At 57.0% G+C, this 19,646-nt stretch carries 17 protein-coding genes and 1 pseudogene; 13 read left to right on the forward strand and 5 right to left on the reverse strand.

Annotated elements, in window-relative coordinates; translation table 11 throughout:
• Positions 1-17 precede the first annotated feature (17 nt).
• The 4 genes from QEV83_RS14330 (at position 18) to QEV83_RS14345 (ending at position 3,825) form a co-directional block, all read left to right on the forward strand.
• The gene (locus QEV83_RS14330; protein ID WP_280128385.1) at positions 18-1,547 is read left to right on the forward strand and encodes an efflux transporter outer membrane subunit; all 1,530 of its coding nucleotides are present in this window, start codon (positions 18-20) and stop codon (positions 1,545-1,547) included.
• A 131-nt stretch (positions 1,548-1,678) separates the two neighbouring features.
• Positions 1,679-2,398 carry a PRC-barrel domain-containing protein gene (locus QEV83_RS14335; RefSeq protein ID WP_280128386.1) on the forward strand — a complete coding sequence of 240 codons (720 nt, stop codon included), beginning with the start codon at positions 1,679-1,681 and terminating at the stop codon, positions 2,396-2,398.
• A gap of 384 nt (positions 2,399-2,782) precedes the next feature.
• Positions 2,783-2,944 carry a Thivi_2564 family membrane protein gene (locus tag QEV83_RS14340; RefSeq protein ID WP_280128387.1) on the forward strand — a complete coding sequence of 54 codons (162 nt, stop codon included), beginning with the start codon at positions 2,783-2,785 and terminating at the stop codon, positions 2,942-2,944.
• A 425-nt stretch (positions 2,945-3,369) separates the two neighbouring features.
• Complete coding sequence (locus QEV83_RS14345) at positions 3,370-3,825, forward strand: PA2169 family four-helix-bundle protein (protein ID WP_280128388.1); 456 nt, start codon at positions 3,370-3,372, stop codon at positions 3,823-3,825.
• A gap of 269 nt (positions 3,826-4,094) precedes the next feature.
• Here QEV83_RS14345 and QEV83_RS14350 read toward each other — a convergent pair whose 3' ends face one another.
• Entirely contained in the window at positions 4,095-6,251 is a 2,157-nt protein-coding gene (locus tag QEV83_RS14350) for an amylo-alpha-1,6-glucosidase (RefSeq protein WP_280128389.1), read from the reverse strand.
• Positions 6,252-6,335: 84 nt separating this feature from the next.
• Complete coding sequence (locus tag QEV83_RS14355; protein ID WP_280131076.1) at positions 6,336-7,490, reverse strand: glycosyltransferase family 4 protein; 1,155 nt, start codon at positions 7,488-7,490, stop codon at positions 6,336-6,338.
• 815 nt (positions 7,491-8,305) lie between these two features.
• Between QEV83_RS14355 and cyoA the strand changes: the two genes are divergently transcribed.
• From cyoA to QEV83_RS14385, 6 genes and pseudogenes are all read left to right on the forward strand, one after another.
• On the forward strand, positions 8,306-9,154 hold the full coding sequence (cyoA, locus tag QEV83_RS14360; protein WP_280131077.1) for a ubiquinol oxidase subunit II: 849 nt from the start codon (positions 8,306-8,308) through the stop codon (positions 9,152-9,154).
• 2 nt (positions 9,155-9,156) lie between these two features.
• Complete coding sequence (gene cyoB, locus QEV83_RS14365; RefSeq protein WP_280128390.1) at positions 9,157-11,160, forward strand: cytochrome o ubiquinol oxidase subunit I; 2,004 nt, start codon at positions 9,157-9,159, stop codon at positions 11,158-11,160.
• Positions 11,157-11,828 (forward strand): cytochrome o ubiquinol oxidase subunit III, encoded by a 672-nt coding sequence (gene cyoC / locus QEV83_RS14370; RefSeq protein WP_280128391.1) that lies wholly within the window; start codon positions 11,157-11,159, stop codon positions 11,826-11,828. The genes cyoB and cyoC overlap by 4 nt, the downstream gene beginning before the upstream one ends.
• Positions 11,825-12,220 (forward strand): annotated as a pseudogene (gene cyoD / locus QEV83_RS14375) (cytochrome o ubiquinol oxidase subunit IV); the annotation flags it as partial. The gene cyoC and the pseudogene cyoD, both read left to right, overlap by 4 nt.
• Complete coding sequence (locus QEV83_RS14380; RefSeq protein WP_280131078.1) at positions 12,218-13,006, forward strand: efflux RND transporter periplasmic adaptor subunit; 789 nt, start codon at positions 12,218-12,220, stop codon at positions 13,004-13,006. The pseudogene cyoD and the gene QEV83_RS14380, both read left to right, overlap by 3 nt.
• A 151-nt stretch (positions 13,007-13,157) precedes the next feature.
• Entirely contained in the window at positions 13,158-13,556 is a 399-nt protein-coding gene (locus QEV83_RS14385) for a response regulator (RefSeq protein ID WP_280128392.1), read from the forward strand.
• On the opposite strand, the gene QEV83_RS14390 is transcribed toward QEV83_RS14385, so the two are convergent.
• Entirely contained in the window at positions 13,547-15,721 is a 2,175-nt protein-coding gene (locus QEV83_RS14390) for a PAS domain S-box protein (RefSeq protein WP_280128393.1), read from the reverse strand. The genes QEV83_RS14385 and QEV83_RS14390 overlap by 10 nt on opposite strands.
• Positions 15,722-16,071: 350 nt before the next feature.
• Here QEV83_RS14390 and smbP point away from each other — a divergent pair, with 350 nt between their 5' ends.
• A complete protein-coding gene (gene smbP, locus QEV83_RS14395; protein ID WP_280128394.1) occupies positions 16,072-16,410 on the forward strand; it encodes a small metal-binding protein SmbP in 339 nt (112 codons plus the stop codon).
• A 380-nt stretch (positions 16,411-16,790) separates the two neighbouring features.
• Here the strand turns inward: smbP and QEV83_RS14400 are convergent, their stop codons facing one another.
• Positions 16,791-17,627: a methyltransferase domain-containing protein gene (locus tag QEV83_RS14400; RefSeq protein ID WP_280128395.1), complete on the reverse strand. Its 837-nt coding sequence runs from the start codon at positions 17,625-17,627 to the stop codon at positions 16,791-16,793.
• Positions 17,628-17,836: 209 nt separating this feature from the next.
• On the reverse strand, positions 17,837-18,055 hold the full coding sequence (locus QEV83_RS14405) for a DUF1192 domain-containing protein (RefSeq protein WP_280128396.1): 219 nt from the start codon (positions 18,053-18,055) through the stop codon (positions 17,837-17,839).
• A gap of 199 nt (positions 18,056-18,254) precedes the next feature.
• Between QEV83_RS14405 and QEV83_RS14410 the strand changes: the two genes are divergently transcribed.
• Together QEV83_RS14410 and QEV83_RS14415 are read left to right on the forward strand one after the other, a co-directional pair.
• A complete protein-coding gene (locus QEV83_RS14410) occupies positions 18,255-18,737 on the forward strand; it encodes a tetratricopeptide repeat protein (protein WP_280128397.1) in 483 nt (160 codons plus the stop codon).
• A 35-nt stretch (positions 18,738-18,772) separates the two neighbouring features.
• The gene (locus QEV83_RS14415; RefSeq protein WP_280131079.1) at positions 18,773-19,570 is read left to right on the forward strand and encodes a pepsin/retropepsin-like aspartic protease family protein; all 798 of its coding nucleotides are present in this window, start codon (positions 18,773-18,775) and stop codon (positions 19,568-19,570) included.
• Positions 19,571-19,646 lie beyond the last annotated feature (76 nt).

The raw sequence follows: 19,646 nt of genomic DNA on the forward strand, positions 1-19,646 counted from the left end.
ATATGGCGGGATCGACCATGGCTGATCGAAGCGGCCTCATCGCGGTGCTGCTGGTCTGTCTTGCCCTCTGCGGCTGTATCTCGGCTGGACCAGATTTCGAGCCGCCCGACCCGCAGCTGCCGGCCGTTTCTTTTCTCGGCAAGCCAGAGCCCTTAGCTCTTGCCGGTGGGATTCCGCCCGGCGGTTTTGCGGCGGCCGAAACGCAATGGTGGTCGGTGTTCCATGATCCCGTTCTGACCTCGCTCGTGGAGCGCGCCGCGGCCGCCAACCTCGATGTGCAAACGGCGACCCTCCGCTTGGCCGAAAGCCGCTTCCAGCTTGGCGTGACCGCCTCCGCAGAGTTCCCGTTGATCAATGGCAATGCCTCCTACCAGCGCGAGTTGTTCAGCCAGAACGGGGTTTTGAGCTTGGTCAAACCCCTCGCGACCTCTTCCAGTCCTTTAGCGGCGCCGTTCAAAGTACCGCCTATCAGCATCTGGCAAACCGGCTTCGATGCGTCCTGGGAAATCGATATCTGGGGCCGCGTCCGCCGGCAAGTCGAAGCTGCCAGCGCACAGGTCGAAGCCTCCGAAAATGACCGCCGCAATATCCTCGTATCTGTTTTGGCCGAACTGGCGCGGGACTACATCGACCTGCGGGGTGTTCAGACGCAAATCAGAATCGCGAAAGCAAATCTCGCAAGCTCCAACGAAATTCTACAGGTGACGAAGACCCGCGCACAAAAGGGCCTAACGACCGGGTTGGATGTCGAAAATGCAGCGGCGCAGGTGGAAGCGGTGCGCGCAACCCTGCCTTCTCTCGAAGACCAAGAATCGGCGCGGCTTAATGCCTTGAGCCTGCTCCTCGACGAGCCGCCAGGCTCGCTGCGTGCCGAACTTGCAAGGGCAAAGCCGATACCGCCAGCGCCCCCGCGCGTGCCGCTTGGCATTCCCTCCGAGCTTGCCCGCCGCCGTCCCGACATCCTCCAGGCGGAGGCGCAACTGCATGCAGCAACGGCCACGATCGGCGTTGCCGTGGCGGATTTTTATCCTCGCGTCACCTTCAATGGCAATGTCGAGATGAACGCCCTCGATCTGAAAAATCTCTGGAAGGGAAGTTCGCTACAATATGTGTTCGGCCCGAGTATCTCACTGCCAATTTTCGAGGGCGGCCGTCTCAAATCGACCCTGGAGTTTCGCGAGGCACAGCAGCAAGAGGCGGCAATCACCTATCATAAGACGGTCCTCCAAGCCTGGCACGAAGTGGTCAACGCCTTGGTCGCCTATCGGACCGAACAACAGCACCGCGCCCATCTTAAGGCGCAGACGGAGCATTCTCGCCAGGCCCTCGCGCTCTCGAAGATACGTTACGAGAATGGCGTCGCCGAGTTCATCACGACGCTCGACGCCGAGCGAACATTGCTGCAGGCGGAGCTGCAGTATGCGCAAAGCACCGCTGCCGTATCGGCGAATCTCGTGCAGCTCTACAAGGCGTTGGGCGGCGGCTGGGAGGGAGTCTTTCCGGAGGAGCCGTTGACGAGCGTTGCAGCCTTGCCTCCCGCGCCTTAAGCAGCGGTCGAGGCTCGCTTTTTTCAAGCGAAGCGCCACCAAAGATGTAGCCGTAATTGCACCGCTGAAGAAGGAACCAAACTTTCAGCCTGACGTTCCCTGGCCTCCAATATCATGTCAAGGAGATAGCCATGTTGAAAAGACTTTGTTTGTCTGCTTCGGTACTTGTGCTCGCAAGCGGCGTTGCCGTGGCTCAGACTTCGATGCGTCCCGCGCCCTCGCCTACAGGGCCGGCCGCAACGTATCCATCGGTTTCGACAATGCGGTTGCTCGCGTCTGACATCTATAAGGCCAATGTTTATGACGAATCCGAGAATAAGATCGGCGATGTCACGGATCTCGCTATGAATGGCAGCGGTAATATTAGGGCAGCTATCATTGGGGTTGGCGGTTTTCTTGGCGTGGGGCAGAAGGACGTCAGTATCCCGTTCAAGGATCTGAAAATCTCCTCGCGTGGTGGCAAGGACTGGCTGACCCTTAATCGGACCAAGGAAGCCTTGCGGTCCATGCCTGCCTACGAGCCCATGGGCCGTTCGGCGGCAACTTCGTCTTCGTCGCTTTCGACGGGGAACTGGCTTGCCTCCGACATTTATAAGGCAGATGTCTATGATAATGCCGAAAACAAGCTCGGCGCTATCACGGATTTGGTTCTGAATAATAACGGCGACATCACAACTGCTGTCATCGGCGTCGGAGGCGTCCTCGGTGCCGGTCAGAAGGATGTTGCGGTGCCTTTCAAAGAGCTGAAGGTTACCTCGCGGGACGGCAAAGATTGGCTTGTGCTCGATCGGACCAAGGACGATCTTAAGAGCGCGCCTGCCTGGGATAAGAAATCTGAAACAAGAATGTGAGATTGATCATTCCAGAGTTGCGCGTGCATTCGCGTGATCATGGCAACGCTATTGATGATTAACCGGTGATTACCGGGTCCGGCTCTCATGTTGATGGTGCGCACCGCAACACCGCATGACGGCCGGATCCGGCGACTTTTCGCGGGCGCCGGTGATTAAGAAACGGTGCACAAAGATGCGACGCGTGTCGCACCCGGGCGCACACAATTTCATGCGGGCGGCCTAAGATGGGCGACCAAGGAACGAGCTTTATGGCAAAGAAATAGACTGGCCTGGAACGAAAGCCTTGAACGCGGGTTTAGAAGCGGAGCAACCCTTAGCCGCGCGACGCACCTCACAGTGGGTCTCGACATTGGCAGCGGGTTTTAGGGAAGGAGACTTCGTATGAATACTCTTATTGGCGCGCTCATTACCTTCGTCGTCGTCATACTGATATTGTATCTCGTCAATATCCTGCCGATTGATGGAAGGGCCAAACAGATCGTGCAGATCATTGTGATCCTCATAGGTATTATTTCACTTCTCAAATATCTCGCCGTCTTTTAACCGATTATGCAAGCCGGAGAAAGCTGCGGGGCACCGTGAAGGCTTTCACCGGCTCCTGCCGAGGGCTCGGCAACGTGTCCGTTTGGACGCCCGCGAACAGATCAAAACGCATCATTCCGTCCTGCTTGTCATTTTTGAAAAATGTTTTCAATGGGCGAACGCGCGCCCGTTGCGTCGACGTGTTTTTTCGAAAGCTACGACACTGCGGCGTTGGAACTATCTCGATAGGGATGAGTTACGGTGGCCAGCTGTAAGTGGCTCTTAATCTCCGGCGCTGCTTACGGCGAGATCTGATTTGCACGTCAACACCCGACGCGGAATTGCCACGGTGGTGGTTGGGGGATTGTGCCACCTTCCGTGAAAATCTCTTGGAACAATGCGTCTGTTCAAGCCGTTCGGATGGCTAACCTCTTAGGAGAATGAACATGGATAATCGGAAAATCATCAGCACATTGAATACACTGCTTGAAACCACCCAGGACGGGATACGAGGATTCGTCGCTTGCGCGGATGGTGTCACAAACCAGCATTTGAAGATGGTGTTTGAGACGGCTGCCCGCCGGTGCGAGGAAGGCGCGGAGGAATTGAAGACCACGATACGTAGTCTTGGCGGGGAGCCTGCGACGTCTGGCTCAGTCAGCGGGTCACTCCATCGTGCTTGGACCAATATCGTTTCATCTCTCACCGGAATGGATGAACATGCGGTCTTGGAGGAATGCGAGCGTGGTGAGGATGCCGCCAAAAGTGCTTACGAAAGGGCTCTCGATGAAGGCCTCCCCCCAGACGTGGAAGTCATCGTCAGGCGCCAGTATCAAGGAGTAAAGGAAAATCACGATCGTATTCGGGATCTTCGCAATCAAGCCGCCCATGCAAGCTCGTAAAGCAAATAACGATACCGGCCGGAAGCCACTGGAACGTTGCCCAGCGGCTTCCGCTGAAGCGGAGAATTCCCATGAATAGAGAGGGCGGAGACCGCCAGACGGACGAGCGAATCACGTTGACGACGACGCAAGCGAGACAGGGTGCTACACCTCATGTCACACGCTATGTATTGAGTTGAGGATTGGCGTTGGTCATTTTGGCGTTTGCGGTGATCTATTTCCTTCACCGATAGTCTCATCCAAATGATCGGACGAAAAGCTCCCGATCTTCATTTCACCAGCATGACTTTGGCATCGCCTTGTCTGCGTAACAAATTGAGGGTGACATCATGGCCGTGCCGCTGCAATTTGAGGTCGATGCATGAATTGCCAATAACCAATTGGTTCAGCGTAACAGAATCAAGGAAAGCGGGTAGGACAGGGTCACGAAAGGATATTGAATTAAGATCATGCCGCAGGTCCATGCCAAGACAAGCGCCAAGAAAAGCAAAGGGCGCGGCCGAAGCCCAGGCTTGCGGCGCGCAAGCCGCGGGATAGGCGGTCGGCCCGCGGTGTGGTTTGCGGATAAAGCCGCAAAACAATTCCGGTAAACGGCGCAAATCCTGATATGCGGCAGCTTCCATCATCGCTGCAAAGACACGTGCCGCCTGCGACACAAAACCATACCGGGCGAGGCCAAGCGCGATCATCGCATTGTCATGCGGCCAAATCGAACCGTTGTGGTAGGAAATCGGATTGAACCGCGCTGCGTCGCTCGCGACCGTTCGAATTCCCCAGCCACTGAAAGAATTTCGTCCCAGCAATGTCGTGGCAACGCGCCTGGCGCGTTCCGGCGACGCGATCCCGGTGAAAAGCGCATGGCCGGCGTTCGATGTTTGGACCTTGCATGGCTTCTTGCCACCATCGAGCGCCAGCGCGTAAGTGCTGAGCTCCTCGCACCAAAAATCTGCTTCGAAATTCTTCTGCAGAATTTGCGCTTCGCCGCGCAATTTGATTTCCAATTCTGGCTCGCCCATGCGGGAAGCGAGACTTGCAGCATGCGTCTTTGCGGCAAACACATAGCCTTGAACTTCGCTCAGCGCGATCGGGCCGTTTGCCAAGGTTCCATCGGCATGGAAAATCGAATCGTAGGAATCCTTCCAGCCCTGATTGACAAGGCCAGTGCCGGTTTGGCGCGAATATTCAACAAAGCCGTCCCCATCGGCGTCGCCAAATGTGTCGATCCATTGCAAAGCCGCCTTGATATTTGGCCATATCGCTTTAATCGTTCCGATGTCGCCGGTCCGGTCGAAATACATCCCTGCCAGCATGACAAAGAGCGGCGTTGCATCGACGGTGCCGTAGTAATGGCGAAATGGCACTTCTCCGAGCCGCGCCATTTCGCCATTCCGGGTTTCATGCAGAATTTTGCCAGGCTGCGCGTCGGAAAGCGGATTTAGGGTTGTTGCCTGAGTCTCGGCGAGAAAGCCAAGAACCCCCTTGGCGATGTTTGGGTCGAGCCACAAAAGCAGCATGGCGGTGATGATCCCGTCACGTCCAAAGACCGTGTTGTACCAGGGGATACCCGCGTAAGGGTAAAGCCCATGACGGGTTCGTGTGATCAGCATATAAAGGTCGGCGGTGGACCGGCGGCAAATCTCATTGAAGAGTTCGTTTGAACTTTCAACCGTCGCGATGCCGGCGGTCTTGTGCCGAATCGCCCGCCGCCGAGCCCGGTAGGCAGGTCCAAAGCGCTCCCTTTCCGGCTTGTTCCCATCCCCGCAAAGGACTGACACAAAGAGCGACTGGAGGCCATTGGGGGCAAGCTCAAAGGCAAATGTGGCGCGACCCGGTTCCAGACGGAAAGGTAGCGGCCAGAACCGCAATTCCGTCTTTCGCTTAAGATCATCAAGCCCCGTGTAGCAATACGCAACGCAATCCTCGGTTACCGTTGCGGTACAAGTTCCACGCTGGCTGCGTGACGTTCCACGCACCTCAAAGAGATCGTGAAAATCGGCGCCAAATCCAATCTCAATTTGGAAATGCCGGGTGCTATCGGCATAATTGCGAAAACCAATTCGCTCATAGCAGACAGCCTGCCAAAGAAACTTGGTTCGTTCGATCGCAATCGTGTCGCGCGGAAGCGAGATCGTTCCGCCGGAATGGACATCCGGGTTCGTCAGATTGACGGAGAGCGCGGCATTGTCATCTTGAACGACAGAGCCCAACAACAAAGGGCGCTGCCCTTCGATGCGGAGTCCGTACCAGGACAAAAAGCGCATATCGTTGAAATAAAGTCCTTCAGGACCGGCACCAATGACTCCGATGTCGCCATACTCATCGAAAACCGCAAAAGCATCGCCATGCTTCAGATTGCGCAGCCGCCGCTGCACGAGCGACCCTTCGATCTCGATGTAATGCTGCGGCAGCTCGATCTTCACATCCATGGATCATTTTCTTGGCGAGAGCTGGAGCTGGATGTGAAGGAACCCAGCGCATTAGCGCATGACAGGGCAGCTTGGCGGTTAAACTTATTGCCCGGGTAAGAGTGCGTCAACCGCCGCACTCTTACGGCCCGCCGCATCTTCCCAATTTGCCCGCAAGAGTTCGGATACCGCAGGAGATGTCATGGGAGGCCCCGCGAGCTTCGCAACCGCCGGAGCGCAGGCCAAAAGCGACCGGTAAGCAGCGAGATAGGCGGCCGCCATTTTCTCGGCGGTAAATCGCTGTTCAAAATCGGCGCGAACTTTGCGCCGATCCATCTGGCCGGCCTGTTGCGCAGCGGCCGCTGCTGCTTCGACGGACTCAACGATCCGGCCGTTGACCCCGTCAATGATAACTTCCGGCACCGACCCATTGGGCCAAGCGATCACTGGCGTGCCGGCAGCCATGGCTTCGATCATGACAAGGCCGAATGGCTCCGGCCAGTCGATCGGGAACAACAGCGCACGCGCATTCCCGAGAAACGCAGCTTTTTCGCTGTCACCTATTTCACCAATGAACTCAATGAGTGGATGATCGAGAAGCGGTTCAATCTCGGCTTTGAAATAAGTAAAATCGGCGGCGTCCACCTTAGCCGCGATCTTCAAGGGGAGCCCCGCGCGCTTGGCGATTTCGATCGCCAAGTCAGGCCGTTTTTCAGGTGAGATACGCCCGAGAAAAGCGAGATAGCCGCCACTTTCCGGATGGAACGCGCAGGGATCAGGCTCAAGACCATGCGGGATCGTGGCGAGCCAATTGACATTTGGAGGCATGGGGCGACGCTGCGCGTTTGAAATGGAGACCAGCGGCATCTCCGGATAGCATTTATAGAGAGGAAAGGCATCCGGCAGATCGAGGCGTCCATGCAGGGTCACGAGACATTTGTACGCAAGATCATGGAACAGTGCTTGCGGCAGAAGATCCACATGAAAATGAATAATATCGAACTCATCGGCGCGCCGCCTCACCTCGCGTAACATGGCAAGTGTACTTCCCAGATGATCTCTGATCCCAGCAAGTCTTAAACTCTGCGGCGCGCAGACAACGAGCTTCGCCGCCGTCTTGGACTCCGCGCTGGCAAATAAGGTGACCTGGTGCCCCTGCCTCAGAAGCGCTTCAGCCAGCCAAGATACAACGCGCTCCGTCCCCCCATAAAGCTTTGGGGGCACCGCCTCTGCGAGAGGAGCGACAAGGGCTATGCGCAGTGGAACATGTTTCTTCATCGGCATTCACAGGTTAGGAGCGAGACTCTTGATAGTTTCAGATTGCGTCGTGTCCGCCTGAGAGACTGTCAAAGCCCATTTTCCGTCCGCCAAAGGCGCGGTTTTTAAATGAATTCGGAAATGCCCGGAAAGTTCCCCAAGCAGAAGCGCATGAAGTCTCAACAAACCAATGATGTCTCGACTTAACAATTCCTACGAGCAGCATCGCAAGAGCCCTAATGATGCGGACGAAGGGATTATCGTAATCTTTTTGACGAAACGAACAAGAATTGCTGTTTGGGCGGAGGCTCGGAAGCTTATCCGTTTGATGCTGATTTTCATTTTTGTTCGCAACTCGGACGAAGGTAAGCTTCATGTACGTGCCACGAAGATCACCAAACTTCGGCGTCGCTCATGGGATTTTAGCTGTTCTTATGCGGGTATTCAGGTAATCGCGTTGATGCAGAAGGCCGCCGTGTGAATTGTGAATGATGGATGAACTCGGCATGGCAACCTTGACAGTGATAGACTTCTGTCCAGTCCTGACATAAACATTGCCGGACGGTTCGCGTTCCCCTGAGAAGCGGCAACGATGTCCCCACCCAGTTTGGCATCGGGAGGATGCTAGTTCAGAATCCAGGTGAGCGGGGGAGAAGGGATTGTGAAAACACCATACCAAATGCAACAGCCGCGATTGAAAACTTGGCCGCGTGCCGTTGCACGGGCAATCTGAACGGGAGGCCAGGCAAGTGAACCTATTCCGGCGCCTTTGTTCGATGAGCCCGCAGGCTCAGCGCGCCGCGGTCTTTATGGCGCCTATGATCCTGACCGCATGTCAGCCGGCAATCCTCGACCCACAAGGACCTGTTGGGATATCCCAGAAGATGGTCCTCATCGACTCGCTCGCCATCATGCTCGCGATCGTGATCCCGACGATCTCCGCAACGCTTGTCTTTGCCTGGTGGTTTCGAGGCTCGAACGCCAGTGCACGCTATCTGCCGGATTGGGTCTATTCCGGCCGAATCGAGCTTATAGTCTGGAGCATCCCGGTTCTCGTGATCATGCTCCTCGGTGGCGTTGCCTGGATCGCATCCCATGATCTTGATCCCGCGAAGCCGTTGGCATCGAAGACGCCGCCACTCGAGGTGCAGGCGATCTCGTTGGATTGGAAGTGGCTCTTCATCTATCCAACTCAAGGCGTCGCGAGCGTCAACCAATTGGTGGTTCCCGCCGGGGTGCCCATTCATTTCTCCCTGACATCGGCGAGTGTGATGAATGCCTTTTTCATCCCGCAACTCGGCAGCATGATTTACACGATGAACGGCATGACGACGCAGCTGAATCTGCAGGCGGATGCGCCCGGCACCTTCCGAGGTCTTTCGAGCCATTATAGCGGCGATGGTTTCGCGGACATGCATTTCGACGTGCTCGCGGTGCCTTCGGAGCGGTTTACCGCTTGGGTCGAAGCAACGCGCAACGAGGGTCCCGTCCTCGATCCGGAAAGCTATACGGACTTGGCGAGGCAGAGCCTGAACGTCCGTCCATTCACTTTCCGCGCCGCCGAGCCGGGTCTCTTTCAGAAGATCGTCACACAGAAACTGCCGCCAGGACCTGGCCCGCAAATCGGGCGGCCTGACCCGAGTGTCTCCCCGCGAACGGAGAAATAAAGATGTGGGGCAAGCTCAGCTGGGCGGCTATTCCGTTGGATCAGCCAATTCCGTTGATCGCATCGAGTGTGGTCGGCGTTGCGATCATCGGCGTCCTTGCCTTAGTGATTCTGAAGGGATGGTTTCCCTATCTCTGGCGGGAATGGATCACGAGTGTCGATCACAAGCGAATCGGCGTTATGTATGTCGTGCTTGCGATGGTGATGCTGCTGCGTGGTTTCACCGATGCAATCATGATGCGGTCGCAACAGGCCCTCGCATTCCGCTCCGAAGGCTATCTGCCGCCCGAGCATTACGATCAAATTTTCTCGGCTCATGGCACGCTGATGATCTTCTTCGTCGCGATGCCTTTCGTTATTGGGCTGATGAATTTCGTCGTGCCGCTTCAACTCGGGGTCCGCGACGTCGCCTTTCCCACTCTCAACTCGGTCGGCTTCTGGCTGACCGCCACCGGCGCCTTGCTCGTCAATATTTCGCTTCTTGTCGGGGAATTCGCGCGGACCGGATGGCTGCCCTATCCGCCGCTTTCCGAGTTGACGTATTCGCCCGGCGTCGGGGTCGATTACTATTTGTGGTCGCTCGAAATTTCGGGTGTGGGAACTTTGCTTGCGGGCATCAACCTTATCACCACGGTCTTAAAGCTTCATGCGCCCGGCATGACCTATATGCGCATGCCGATGTTCTGCTGGACGGCGCTCGCCTCCAATCTGCTCATCGTGGCGGCATTCCCCATCCTCACGGCGACGCTGACCATGCTGGTGCTCGACCGCTACCTCGGGTTCCACTTTTTCACCAATGAAGCCGGCGGCAACATGATGATGTTCATGAATCTCATTTGGGCCTGGGGGCATCCGGAGGTCTACATCCTCATTCTACCCGCCTTTGGCGTCTTCTCGGAAGTGGTCTCGACATTCTCAGGCAAGCCGTTGTTCGGCTACCGCTCGATGGTCGCCGCGACCATGGTCATCTGCATCCTGTCGTTCACCGTTTGGCTGCACCACTTTTTCACGATGGGTGCCGGACCCGACGTCAATGCGATCTTCGGTATTGCTTCGATGATCATCGCGGTGCCGACAGGCGTCAAGGTCTTCAATTGGCTCTTCACTATGTATGGCGGCCGAATCGTGTATTCGACACCGATCCTGTGGTCGCTCGGCTTTATGGTAACTTTCGTGATCGGCGGCATGACCGGGGTTTTGCTGGCGGTGCCGCCAGTGGACTTCGTGCTTCACAACAGCCTTTTTCTTGTTGCCCATTTCCATAATGTCATCATCGGCGGGGTGCTGTTCGGTTCGTTTGCCGGCTACACCTATTGGTTTCCGAAGGCGTTCGGCTTCCGGCTACATGAAGGGCTTGGCAAGGCAGCTTTTTGGTGCTGGACTGTCGGCTTCTACGTGGCCTTCATGCCGCTCTATGTCCTCGGTCTCATGGGAATGACCCGTCGCATGCAGCACTATGATGTCGCGGCTTGGCATCCGTGGTTGCTGATCGCCGCCGGCGGCGCGGCGATTATTCTCGTCGGGATAGCCCTGCAGATCGCGCAGCTCGTTGTCAGCATCCGGCGGCGCAACCAGCTTCGCGACGAGACCGGCGATCCTTGGAACGGACGTTCCCTTGAATGGGCGACGCCGTCGCCGCCACCGGCTTTCAACTTCGCGGTGCTCCCTGATATCCAAAGCCAAGATGCCTATTGGGGCGTGAAGCAGCGCGCTCTCCAGCAGGCGAGGCTCGGCGAGGAGCCAGCCTATGCGGATATCGAAATGCCCAGGAACAGCCCAACCGGTTTCGTCTGTGCGTTCTTCGCGACCTTCATGGGTTTCGCGTTGATCTGGCACATCTGGTGGATGGTGGGCTTGGCCGCGGTTGGCGCCTATGCGACTTTCGTAGTCTTTGCCTGGCGGGATACGGATGAGTACGTCATCCCAGCGGAAGCCGTGGCACGCATCGATCGCGCCAACAGAAGCGCGCGCGGCGCGGCGCTTGCCCGCCGCCAGGCGACGCCATGACCCCCTACGACGCGGCAGTCACTGGACGCGACGGCACAGGTCTTGGCCATAGCCGTGAATTGCCCAACCGGCAGCAGGGGCTGGGGCACGCAGCGGGCGGGCTGGCATCGAAGCGCATCGTCACCGCCTTCGGGTTCTGGATTTTCCTGCTGAGCGACATCGTCATGTTCTCAGCCTTCTTCGCCGCCTATGCGGTGCTGGTGGGCGATACGGCAGGCGGACCGAGCGGCCGTGAGCTGTTCAACCTCTCCAACGTCGCGCTCGAGACGGCATTCCTGCTTGCTTCGAGTTTCACCGTCGGCGTCGCAAGCATCGGCGCCCGGGCGCGGAGCCGATCCTGGTTCAATGGCGCGATGGCCGCGACCTTCATCCTTGGCGCCGCGTTTCTCACCATCGAGATCCGGGAGTTCGCGAGCATGATCGCGCGTGGCGCAGGGCCGACGCGGAGCGCCTTCCTCTCGGCTTTCTTTACCTTGGTCGGTTGCCACGGCGTTCATATCACCGCCGGCCTGCTGTGGCTGCTGACAATGATGGCGCAGGTGTTCGCCAAAGGCTATCGGGCGGATATTCTCCGGCGCATTCTCTGCTTCAGTCTGTTCTGGCACGCCCTGGACATTATTTGGGTGGCGATATTCTCCGTGGTGTATTTGATGGGGGCCGCGCTATGAGCCATATCGATCCGGCAGGCGACCTTCATCACACGGACATCGCGCCAGGCGATCAGCGCCTCGACGACGGGGGCGAGATCGCCGAGGGACTGAAGAGCTATCTGATTGGGCTTGGGCTCGCGACTCTGCTCACCATTGTGTCCTTCTTCATCTCGGGCACCACACTCGTCTGGGGGCCGAGCATTCCCGTCGCCCTCGTCGTTCTCGCTATTGCCCAGATGGGCGTTCACCTCGTCTTTTTTCTCCACATCACGACCGGTTCGGACAATGTCAACAATGTCATGGCGCTCGCCTTCGGCGTGCTGATCGTTCTGCTTCTCCTTTCCGGTTCGCTCTGGATCATGGCGCATCTGAACCACAACATGGCATTCATGGATGAGTCCATGCAGATGGGGACCGGAAGCGGTTTGAATGTCCGCACCGTCATCGCGAAGGGCGTCGTCGGTCCCAATGAAACCGTACCGGTCGGTGCGCGTGCCTCCGGTGTGATCCAAGTGCTCTCTTGCGATACCCATATGCAAGTTAAAGCGGGCCAGATCTGCGCGAAAATCGATCCGCGCCCCTATCAAACTGTCGTCGATCACAGCAAAGCCGATCTGCAAGCTGCGGAGGCGGGACTCGAAAAGGCCAAAGCCGGTCTTGCGAAGGCGAAAGAAGCCTTTGAGAGCCGGGAAGCAGGTGCGAAGCATCCGTCCCGGAAAACGCGAGACAAGGCGCGCAAAGCTTTTGAGAGGGCGCAGACCCAGGCAAACCGCGAAGCGGCCAAGATCATCGAACTCCAAGCCGCGCTCCAAGCCGCCGAGACAAACCTCAGCGATACCAATATCGTTTCTCCGAACGATGGAAAAGTCGTCTCACGCAATGTCAAAGAAGGTCAGCGGGTGACGGCGGGCTCACAGACGCCGCCGCTCTTTGTCATCGCTGAGGATCCCGCTCTCGTTCACATCGAGGCAATCATCGCCGCGAAGGATAGCGGTGAGGTCAAGCCCGGCGACAAAGCTGCGATCACTGTCGAAGCTTTTCCGAATCAGAAGTTCCAAGGCCAAGTGATGCACGTACGGCCGGCGGCGCACGCAAATGAGAACGGCGCGGCCTTTGAGGTAGAGATCACGGTGCCCAACCCTGATCTTTTGCTCAAGCCTGGCATGGCGGCAACAGTCCGGATTATGACCGAATAATGCGGTCCAGAGTCTGTCCTAAGCTGCGCGACAAAATGGGCAATCAACGGCCTCACAGTGCAGGTGTCGCTAGGACCATGGCAGAGTTGCGGGAACTTTGGGGACCCTTCATCGGTTAAGCGTTGCGCTTTATGAGACATAAAGGTCCGCTATGGCTGATCTCGTGAAACCAGATCTTTCAAAGCATCGCATCCTTGTCGTCGAAGATGAAGCCTTGATCGCTTTCGAAGTCGGGGACATCATCAAAACAGCAGGTGGTACCGTGGCAGGCCCCTTCGCGACGGTAGACGAAGCTTTGCGCATAATCGAGAGTGAGAACATCTCAGCGGCAATCCTCGATATGGAGCTCTGGGAAGACACGTCGCTGTTCCTCGCCCGCCGGTTATCCGATAAAAACATCCCATTCCTGTTCTATACCGCCCATTCGGATAAGATCGATGTATGGGGCGCGGCGGAGATCGTCAAAAAACCTGCGACATCGGCGACCTTGGTAAGCGCACTTGCGGGGCTTATCAGCAAGAACTTCACACAACCGGCCACTCAGCTCTGAGACTGAGCTTTGGAAGGGTCCGAGTTTGCGAGATATGTTGCGGGCATTGCAAATTTCCAACTTAATCCTTCGGGGTCGAAGTCAAGGATCACCTCTGCATTGAGCGAATGCGCCACCATATGTTCGATCACGGCATGCCCGAATCCTTTGTGAGCCGGCGGTGCAACGAGGGGGCCGCCGCGCTCCTGCCAGTGGAGCCGCAACCGCGGCTTCTCCTCGCCGCCGCGTTCGTAATCCCAGGTCACCTTGACGTGACCTTCTGGCTGCGAGAGAGCGCCATATTTGACGGAATTGGTTGCGAGTTCGTGCAGTGCTAGACCAAGCGCCTGCGCCGCCGAGGGAGAGACGGAAACATTGGGGCCCTCGAGCCGCAGGCGCGAGTCACCAGCACCGGCGAATGGATCGACTTGCTGAAGGATAAGGTCGGCGAGCGGCGCACCTTCCCAGTTTTGCTGGATAAGCACATCATGTGAAGCGGCAATTCCGAGCAGGCGCTGCGAAAAACGGTCCCGGAAATCTGGCAGCGATACAGCCGAACGGGCGGTCTGCGAAGCGATGGCCTGGATGATGGCAAGCAAATTTTTGGAGCGGTGCGATAATTCGCGCATGAGGAAACGCTGATGTTCCTCGGCAGCTTTACGATCGGCAAGATCGAGGAAACCGCCGAGAGCCCCGATGACCTCCCCGCTCGGGCCATTCAGGGGAGCCGTGGCCGCGAGAACATGGAGCTGAGATCCGTTTTGGTGCCGGAAACGGAATTCGAACTCCGTTCTTTGGCCAATGAGATTGGCCGCTATCCGGGCGCGCGCTTCATCGGCGTCTTCGGGAAAGCAGAATTCAGTCATGGACACGCCAATCATATCGCCGGTCCGCACCCCCAAAAGCTCGGCCATGCGCGGGTTGATGAAAAGAGTTTTGCCCTCCCGATCGACGGCCCAGATTCCTTCCTGAGCGGTGGTCGTGATGGTGCGGAAACGCTCCTCGCTTGAGCGAAGCGCTTCCTCGGCTTGCTTTCGCGCGGTCATATCGCGCACGATCGAGATGAAATAGAGTGGAACTCCGGAAGCATCGCGCTGAATGGTCACGGTAAGCGCGATCCATATGATGCCGCCGTCCTTGCGGATATATCTCTTGTCCATCGAATAGCGCTGAATCTCTTCCGCCAAAAGTTTGCGCAGATTATCGAGATCGGTTGCAAGATCGCCGGGATGCGTGATGTCTTGGAAAGTTTTGCCAAGAAGCTCGTTGCGGGTATAGCCGGTGATTTCGCAGAGGCGGCCGTTGACTTCGAGCCAGGTGCCATCGAGCGCTACACGCGCCATTCCGACGGCGGCATTTTCGAATATGCCCCGGAACCTGGCTTCGCTCTCGCGCAGCGCATCTTCGGCCGCCTTGCGCGCGGTGATATCGCGGCCTGTCCCTTGGTACTCGTCTGGCCTTCCCTCCCGCCTGGGCAAAAGCTGATTGCTCCATTCCTGCCAGCGAATTGCGCCATCAGCGGCAAAGACCCGGTGCCGGTGGATGAGGACGGGAGCGCGCGGCGTCAGTCTGGCGATGGCATTGCGAATGAAAGCGCGTTCCACATCCGGGACGAGTTTATAGAGGGATGAACCGATGAGCTGGGATGGCGTGCCGCCGAAGACGCGGGCATAGGCCGCGTTGACAAAGGTCAAAGTGCCATCGGCGTGGAACCGGCTGATCATCTCGGTTTGGTCCTCGACGATCGACCGGTAGCAGGCCTCGCTCACCGCCAATTCCTGCTCCGCGCCGAGGCGTTGGACGGCCAGCTCGACACGCGCGGCCGCATTTTGGATCACCCGGCGAAGCTGGCGCGGCTCGAGGCAAGATTTCGTAAGATAATCCTGAGCCCCGCTTTTTATAGCAAGAGGTCCTTTCAGATCATCGGCGGCACTCACCAGCATGACAACCGCAATCCTCGGGGCGGTTGGATCGGGGACGAGTTGCTCCAGCACCGCCAGCCCCTCCTTGTCTTGCAGCTCAGTGGCGAGCAGGATGCAGCCGGGATTGTTGTGCTGGGCAGCCTCTATGCCTTCCGCCGCTGTCAATGCTTCACTGACCACGAACCCTGCGTCTCTCAGCGCCTTTTGCAGCGATAGCCGGTCTTCGCTGTTGCTCTCGATGAGGAGGATTTGAAGCGGAGTCATAGGTTCCTACGTCAATCGCACAGCCTGGGCAGTTTCTTGGAGCTTTCCATCCGCACGCAGCTGCCGATCCAATGGCGCGTTAAAAAGATACTGACAAAGTTGAGAAAAGATACTGGGCAGAGAGGAAGTCTTGTGCCACTGCCCTTTGTTCTCACTCCTAAGCTTAAGCTTAAGCACTACCGCGTCCGCCGCTGGTTCGATCCGCGGCCATGCGTCCGGATGGCCGAATCAAAGGCGCGCATTGCTTCAGATCAATGCAGCGCTCGGGAATTTCGCACCGTTTTACCATCGCCAGCCTCGCCGGAAAAGGTGAGCTGTCGAGAACGGTAAAATCAATCGGAGGATTCGCTATGTCCCGCAGACTCTTCGCCGCATTGTTCGGCTTCGGTCTTGCTGTCTCTTTGATTCCGCAGGTTTTAAGAGCGGAGGAAGATCACATCACCGAAGCCATTCTGCATACAAAACAAGCCCTGATCCATGGACGGAATGGGCACGCCGATCTCGTCAGCGAACACGCCAAAGTGGCGCTCTCCCACGCCAGGGCCGCTGACATCGCCAAAGGCAATCCCCATACCTCGGACGCCGTCAAGGAACTTGAACAAACAATTGGCGAGAGCAAAATGAACCATGCCGTCATGGCAACGGGTCACGCCGAAGCGGCGCTCACGCATTTGGAACAGGCCAAATAGGGCTCTCAAGGAACGGCGGTGTCCTTGGGTTCATGACGCTTGGGCGCCGCCGCTGGGCTGGCCGGGCCGGGTCCCAATCGTACCAAAACGTTTCACGTGAAACGTTTTGGTACGATTGGCAGAAATTTTCTACAAACTCTCCACACGTCGAGCGTCTCCTTGGACGTGTGCGATCACGGCAAGAACTGGTCCGGTTAGCGGTTCGTGGTGCCCGGATGAGATCCAGCGACTTGACGGAACTCACGCTTGGCGTGGATCGCGAGTCTGAAGAGGGTAGCTCTTTGAGTGCCCGTTCCATTGTATTTCCGGTATAAGCAATAATTGCATACGGGCAAATCAATTAAGACGACTGCGCGTACGGCCGTCCCGCAGATTGGATTTTAGCATTGCGCCTCCGGTTTGGTGCCCGATGCCACGATGATTGTCACCCCCGACAAAACCGGGCTGTTCTTGTCTCTCTCCTCGATCTTGCGATACCAGTCGATGTATCTTTTTGTTCGCTTTTTGATCCCGACTTCGTGGCATGTCTTTTCGATGTCGAAGACAATGTTCCCCGCCGTAATCCCGCTGGTTACCAACAGCTCTCCACTTATCGCGATGTTGGCCAGGCCTGCGGCCTTCATGAGGCGCCCGAGTTGACGTCCGATGTATTTGTTCCTGAGCCGGCTTGTCCATGCCGCAGCGACAGTCTCAACGGACTCGAGGTCTTCATCGTCGATCATGAAGCTTCCCCAGTCTGGTTCCGCACAAACGACGCGGCCGCCGGGACGAACGACTCTTGCCATTTCCTCAATGACACGGCTGGGATTCTCGACATGCTGAAGCACTCTGTCCGTTCGCGCCCCATCAAACCAATTGTTCCCGAAGCTCATGTCATGAGCGTCTTCTAGGACATATGAGACATTGCCAGGTTCCTCTCCGAGGCGGGCTTGCGCTTCGAGCAGAAGCTGCTGGCTATTGTCGAGGCCGACGACCTTGCCAAGCTTCCCAAGCTTGGCTCCTATCCTTTCCGTGTCAAAGCCAAGCCCACAGCCGACGTCGATAAAGCGTCCTCCCTGAGATAATAAAAGCCGCCGGTCGGCTTCCGACTTATATGACTGGAAAGAGGGTAGAGTGTCGATGAATGTCAGGCAGGCTTTAAACTTGGTAAAATCAGATTGCATGTCAACATTGCGAAATCCGTCGGCAAGGTAGCCCGTGTTCTCACCGTCCTCCATGCTCCGGCACCTCACGTTCTAGGTCTTGCCAGCCTCAATGCCGCGACCGGAGAAAGCCGGTTCGAAGGAGTGCGTCAATCCCTGCGCCGTAACATCATCAAATCAAACCCGCGGTGAATCCCAATCCATCCGGCGGGCATGGGTAACCCGCCTGTACGGCGGCTTCCGTGGGTCTCCCGACCATCGCAAACGTGGCTGCCGGCTTGGCGTCAGGCCGGTCCCTTCATTTTAAAAAAGGCGTTGGCGGCGCTGGCCGATGCTTGTTTGGCACGCCCGGCGTCCTCGAGCCGGTTGATTTCAGCCTGCAACATCGTGATGCGCTCAGCGATTTCGTGCAAGGAAAGGCTGTCGAGACTCTGCCCAATCTCGTGTGAAGTTGCCGCTTTTCGCGGCGGGACGCCAAAAACTTCATCGATATCTGCAGCCATGGCGAGTCATCCCGATTTGCCGCGAAAGCCACGAATTCCTGCTGCGGTCATAGCTATCAAGACTACCACCAATGCGATAAACTTTTAAGCAGAAGCGCGGTTTTGACAAGATGGGTCCTTGGCGTAGGCAACTCGCCCATAGGCTCCGCTTCTGATACACCTCGGACATTGCATTGCGCCCTTGATCGCGGAATTCCAAATGAAATTTGCCAGGCTTTTCTCTGCACTTGCCGTGATTCTCTCGCCTTTTAGTTTCCCTCAACAAGCGGCATCGCAGCCTAATCCATCAGAAATCGATTCTGCCAACCGGTTCTTCCAGCTCGGGAAGTTTGCTGAAGCTGGCAAAGTTTACGCGCGGATGGCGGCTCAAAATCCTAAGGACTATTCGGCAATTCTCCAGTTGGGCCGCATCGCGCTGCTCTCCAACCAGCTCGACGATGCGCGCAAATGGCTGGAAAAGGCCATAACAATGAGGCCTGCTGAAACCGATCCCAAGGTCATGCTGGCCGAGGTCTTTTATCGCCGGGACGATTTCCAAAGGGCGGCAGCCTCGCTGAGCGGCATTGACGTCAGCACCAATGCGCTTATTGCTTCGCAGTATCCAACTTTGAATGTCGCGAAGCTGGAGAGCTTCAAGGGCCAGACGCCCTATGAGGTGGCGACGGGCAAACTCTGCGGTTGAAGTTCTTAAAGACGGATCCGCTGCCATTGGTCAGCGTGCGTGTGAACGACGGGCGCGAGGTTATCTTCTTCATCGATACCGGAGGTTCGGAGGTTGCACTCGATACGGAGTTCGCCAAAGAGCTTGGCCTTCCGCAATTCGGGGAAGGGCAGGGCACTTTTTCCGGCGGTGAGCACGCTGCCGTTCAACAGTCGCGCATTGACTCATTCACCATTGGCGATTGGACGATCAAGAACCTGCCCGTTGTCTCGCTTGCCCTGCGCCAGCTCTCCGAAGGACTTGGGGTGAAGCGTATCGACGGATGCATTGGGACCAATCTTTTGTACCATTTCCTGGCGACCCTCGATTTTCCAAACGGTGAGCTTGTACTGCGCCGGAAAACCGCGAAAAACCTGAAGCAATTTGCCGCAGAGTCATCGGGCAAGAGTGTCGCGGTTCCCTTCTGGATTGCGAGCGACCACTTCATGGTGGGCTGGGGCCGTGTGGAGTCACTTCCGCCAGCGCTCCTTTTCGTTGACACAGGTCTCGCGGGTGCGGGAGCCAAATTGGCGGAGCCGGTGATCAAGGAGGCCGGGATTAAATTGGAGGAAGATAGAGCTTTCGAAGGGGCGGGGGCAGGCGGAAAGCTGAAAATCGTACCCTATACCGTGCGCCGCCTTTCCTTCGGAGATATAAGGGAAGACAATGTCGCGGGTCTCTACGATGGCCCGTTTCCGTGGGAAAACACTTTTGGCTTCCACCTCGCTGGCATGGTCGGCCATGATTTCTTCAAGCCCTACGCCGCGACCTTCGATTTTGAGAGGATGCGGATTTTTCTCCGCAAGAAGCTCTGATTCTCCGCTTGAAGGACGGTGGCCAGATCAGTCCTTCGACATCGGCGCCGGTCAGCGCTGTAAAAACAATATGCAA

It is taken from the genome of Methylocapsa sp. D3K7 (assembly GCF_029855125.1).
Taxonomy (GTDB): domain Bacteria; phylum Pseudomonadota; class Alphaproteobacteria; order Rhizobiales; family Beijerinckiaceae; genus Methylocapsa.